The following is a 1,091-nucleotide window of genomic DNA, read 5'->3' as shown; positions in this document are numbered from 1 at the left end:
TCATATCAGGAACTTGTTCGCACCTTCCCTAAGCAATGCAATTTTAAGTTTCATATTTTTGCCTTTCTGAACTGTAGGGGGTGGATGTCATGGAAAGATTACCGGTAAAGGGAATAGCTCAGGAAGTCAGGATTACGTAATTGTGAGTTATGCACATTAATGTTAAAATTCATGATTTTTTATGTTGATTTTGTGTTAAATCATGAGGGATTGATGGGGGAAGACAAAATAAAATGTTAATTAATGGTGGTTTTAAATCATATTATTTAACCATTTGATAACATTTCAGGGGTTTTAGGTGATGCCCGAATACAGCGAATTTAAGTCATAAAATTAATTTTTTATTTCGCATGTCTCATTAGTAATTTTTATCACCATAGATAAGTCTGCTGACCGGGGAACCAGCATGCGGAAAAAAGATATGTGATTTGCAGGGGTATACACCGATACGTGCATCAGCGACTGACAACGTCTCTTACTGGTAATGAGGAGCAGGGTGGAAAAATACTTTTTCTGCAAAGTCGTGAACCCCATCTGGGGGTGTTATCTGCCTTCACAGAGATGTTGCCGGAACACAATAATGAACAGGCCGGATTATGCTATCCGGCCTGTTGTGTCAACTTGGTGATTTTTCGACAAATAGATTGAGATGGTAGCGGTAGCTGTCGAGGAACCGGGATTTACATGCATCATTCATACTGCCGGTGACCTGTTCAACGTCCACTTTCCGCCCTTGTGAGTTCATCTGGGCCAGACTTAATGCAATAAAATCAAAATCTTTTGGATGAAACTTTTCTACGTGGTGTATTGCCTGCATATTCCTCCCTTTTAATCGCCATGAAGAGTAAGGTTTATGCTCTGCTATTTTCAGTATGGCCCAGCCTCTCGATATTCTCCTGCAGAGTCGCGAAAACTGTGAGGCCAGCCGCAGATTTTGTACTTTAGGGCGTTTCCTGCCGCCGCAATCCGCCTGTCAGGCCGTCTGGTGGAGGTAAATGCTGCCATGAAGTTGCAACCCAGAATGATTGAGCTGTCATCAGGCGTATGTTTTATTTTTTTATGGCTTTGTTGAATAAATCAGATTTCGGGTA

The 1,091-nt window shown here is 41.4% G+C and carries 1 protein-coding gene; it reads right to left on the bottom strand.

Going from position 1 to position 1,091, the window contains the following annotated elements; all coding sequences use genetic code 11:
- Nucleotides 1–616: 616 nt before the first annotated feature.
- Complete coding sequence (locus HMPREF3096_RS05200; RefSeq protein ID WP_022631502.1) at nucleotides 617–817, bottom strand: hypothetical protein; 201 nt, start codon at nucleotides 815–817, stop codon at nucleotides 617–619.
- Between the last annotated feature and the right edge of the window lie 274 nt (nucleotides 818–1,091).

This window comes from Klebsiella sp. HMSC25G12 (assembly GCF_001807705.1).
Taxonomy (GTDB): Bacteria; Pseudomonadota; Gammaproteobacteria; order Enterobacterales; family Enterobacteriaceae; genus Klebsiella; species Klebsiella variicola.
The sequence above is the reverse complement of the archived record's forward strand: the minus strand, read 5'-3'. Positions and strand labels throughout refer to the sequence as shown.

Coding starts and splice junctions, on each gene's coding strand:
- HMPREF3096_RS05200 (WP_022631502.1), bottom strand. CDS start 817: ATGCAGGCAATACACCACGTAGAAAAGTTTCATCCAAAAGATTTTGAT.